Origin of the sequence: Armatimonas sp., assembly GCF_043760365.1 — a bacterium.
Classification (GTDB): Bacteria; Armatimonadota; Armatimonadia; order Armatimonadales; family Armatimonadaceae; genus Armatimonas.
In genome coordinates this window covers 1-2,598 of the sequence record NZ_JAYUPA010001040.1, presented here as the reverse complement: position 1 = coordinate 2,598, position 2,598 = coordinate 1, and the positions used below count along the sequence as shown (strand labels likewise).

At 56.2% G+C, this 2,598-nt stretch carries 4 protein-coding genes; 3 read left to right on the top strand and 1 reads right to left on the bottom strand.

Annotation, left to right across the window (positions count from 1 at the left end; all coding sequences use genetic code 11):
• Both ACH2EH_RS26590 and ACH2EH_RS26585 read left to right on the top strand, forming a co-directional pair.
• A partial coding sequence (locus ACH2EH_RS26590) for a hypothetical protein (protein WP_395146449.1) occupies positions 1 to 261 on the top strand: 261 nt, incomplete at its 5' end.
• A gap of 295 nt (positions 262 to 556) precedes the next feature.
• Positions 557 to 1,639, top strand: coding sequence for a TIM barrel protein (locus ACH2EH_RS26585; RefSeq protein ID WP_395146448.1), 1,083 nt, complete (start codon positions 557 to 559; stop codon positions 1,637 to 1,639).
• A 62-nt stretch (positions 1,640 to 1,701) separates the two neighbouring features.
• On the opposite strand, the gene ACH2EH_RS26580 is transcribed toward ACH2EH_RS26585, so the two are convergent.
• Positions 1,702 to 1,878, bottom strand: a complete 177-nt coding sequence (locus ACH2EH_RS26580) for an ATP-binding protein (RefSeq protein WP_395146446.1) — start codon at positions 1,876 to 1,878, stop codon at positions 1,702 to 1,704.
• Positions 1,879 to 1,934: 56 nt separating this feature from the next.
• Between ACH2EH_RS26580 and ACH2EH_RS26575 the strand changes: the two genes are divergently transcribed.
• The gene (locus ACH2EH_RS26575) at positions 1,935 to 2,435 is read left to right on the top strand and encodes an SET domain-containing protein-lysine N-methyltransferase (protein WP_395146444.1); all 501 of its coding nucleotides are present in this window, start codon (positions 1,935 to 1,937) and stop codon (positions 2,433 to 2,435) included.
• Positions 2,436 to 2,598 lie beyond the last annotated feature (163 nt).

Sequence of the window (2,598 nt, the reverse complement as noted above, 5' to 3'; positions counted from 1 at the left end):
AAAGATGGAATAGCTAAGTGGGACGATTTTCCATATCAGGAAAAACAATTAATCGGATTTATTTTCTCCTGTGATGCTCTCCCTTATGCTTTTCAAATGTTGGAACAGGTTTCTCCGTGGTATATTAATCAACTTTCTTCCTGTCGTATTGGTGGAGACATTAGAATAATGGGGAATATTTGTGTTATCAAAGTAGTTTTTTTTCCTCCTGACGGATCGCGAACTTCGGCGACCTATGAGGCAATTAGTCACATACAATAGTATAGTAACTCATGTTACGCAGTCCGGGTGTGGTACCCATAGTCGTTGGCCCGGCTCCTGCCTCAGGGCGGCACCGTCTGCGTCGAGGGGTATCATACTCCCCCTGCGTAACATGAGTAGTAAGCCTAGCCTAGGGCTAGAGATTTCGGGTAACCACAGCCGCTCCCAGCGCCGTCCCGCAATTCGATCCCACAGATTTCATGAGATAAGTGTATCCTAAATTACACTGCCGAAACCCTCTGGCGGGATTTTGCAAACTACGTTAACATAATAGCCATTAGGAGTATTTTCAACGATGGCATTTAGCAAAGATAGCGCAGGGAACTGGGTTCCCGCAACGACGACGTACGCACTGGGCAAGGCGTTCGCGGCAGGCGTTTGGAATATGGGGCCCGGTGGCGGACGGTTCGCCCCGATCATGCGACCGGCACTCTCGTTGGAAGAGACACTGACCAAACTCAAAGCGGCGGGCTGCTCGCACGTTGAGTTTCATGACACCGAGGCCGAACCCGAGGATGCCGTAGACATTAAGAAGGCCGTGGATAACGCCGGGATGAAAGTGGCGATGTGTACCGCCAATCTCTTCAAGCGCGGCCCCGAGTTCGCGATAGGTAACTTCGGCGCACCCGTGGCCGCCACGCGTGCTGAGGCGATCCGCCGCACGAAGAACTATATCACCACAGGCATTGAAGTGTTCCAGAGCGAGATCTATGTTTATTGGAACAGCTCCAATGGCTTTGGTGGACCGCTGATGGTCAACTACGCCGACTGCTACCGCCAGACTGCGGAGAGCCTCAGTGAGATTGTTCAGTGGATGCTCGACACCTACGGCCCGGAGCGTGCCCTGCCGATTGCCATCGAGCCCAAGCCCAACGAGCCCGCCAACTGGGCCGTTCCCGCCGATGCCGGTGAGACGCTGGCGATTATCTCGATGATGCCTGCACATCTTCAACCGTTTGTCGGAACCAATCTTGAGGTCTGCCATTCCACGATGGCGGGCAAGCGCTATGCCGCTGAACTTGGGCTTGTCGCGGCGGCCAAGAAGGCATTCTATGTCCACCTGAACAGCGGTTCCGGCCTGAAGTTCGACGAGGACCTTGCCTTTGGCGACAACGACTTTGGCATGGCGGTGGAGACGGTCTACACGATGCAGGAGATCGGCTACAGCGCCGTGGTGGGAATTGACTGCCAGCCGCTCAACACGGACACGCCCGATCAGCAGAACGCCTCGGTAGCCCGCTCGGTGCGCAACTTCAACCGCGCTCTGGAGATCTGCAACACACGCATCAACGCCGACGAGCTCAACGCGCTTCGGGCTATCGGCGACCGCGCCGGTCTGTCGGACTTGTTCGCCCGCGCCGTGAGCGGGCTGGCGTAACACGGATATAAAAACGGGCGGCTCAAGCGGCCCGCTGTTTCGGCAAGAGAGCTAAAGCTCCCTCAGACCTGGGTGGTTTGGGGGAGCTTTTGGTTGGGGAGCCGCACAGTGACGGAGGTTCCTTCGCCGAGGGTGCTCTGGATTTTGAGGGTGCCACCGTGGGCCTCGGCGATGGTCTGGGAGATGGCGAGGCCTCCTCCACCTGCTTTGTGCGCACGGCCAAGTGATGAATGATTCATGATGTTTTTGCAAGAAGCTTCCCCTATCCCTCATTTCCCTTCGATACAATCTCCCTATGAACAGAAAAAATACAAACGCACGCGTTGGCGTACTGAGATTGCATGGTCAGTTTCAGCTCGTGGCCACGGATCCAGTGCCGATTGCGGCGGGCCAGCTGCTCTTTCGCATTGAGGGAGAGCAGACAAGCCACCCGACTCGCTACTCGCTCCAGATTGAGGAGAGGACGCATATTGACCTAAAAGAGAAGGTTCTAGAGACGATTCTAGATCGCTACTACTGGCGCTTCATGAACCACCACTGCGAGCCTAGCGCGTGCATTCGCGGGCGCGATGTCTATGCGGCCCGCGTGATTCAGCCCTGGGAGGAGATCACCTTTAACTACAACACCACCGAGTACGAGATGGCCGAGGCGTTTACTTGTCAGTGTAAGAGTGCACGCTGCCAGGGAGAAATCCAGGGATTCAAACAGCTCACACCTCCTGAGCAAGAGGCGCTTCGGCTATGGCTTGCCCCCCATCTTCTGCGCCTGCTCCCTGATGCGCAAAAGGCGGAATAAAAGTCGTACAATGGGGCAAGAATGACAGTGCCCACACGCCTTCACGAGTTCTTCGAGCACGCCGCGCGCACCTACCCCGATGCCATTGCGATTGATGTCCCTCCAAGCGCCACGCGCCCGGAGCGCCACACGCTCACCTATACCCAGCTAGCGCAAGCCGCAG

What these genes read in the sequence shown, in the direction of transcription:
- ACH2EH_RS26585 (WP_395146448.1), top strand. Translation starts at nt 557, where the DNA reads ATGGCATTTAGCAAAGATAGCGCAGGGAACTGGGTTCCCGCAACGACG.
- ACH2EH_RS26580 (WP_395146446.1), bottom strand. Translation starts at nt 1,878, where the DNA reads ATGAATCATTCATCACTTGGCCGTGCGCACAAAGCAGGTGGAGGAGGC.
- ACH2EH_RS26575 (WP_395146444.1), top strand. Translation starts at nt 1,935, where the DNA reads ATGAACAGAAAAAATACAAACGCACGCGTTGGCGTACTGAGATTGCAT.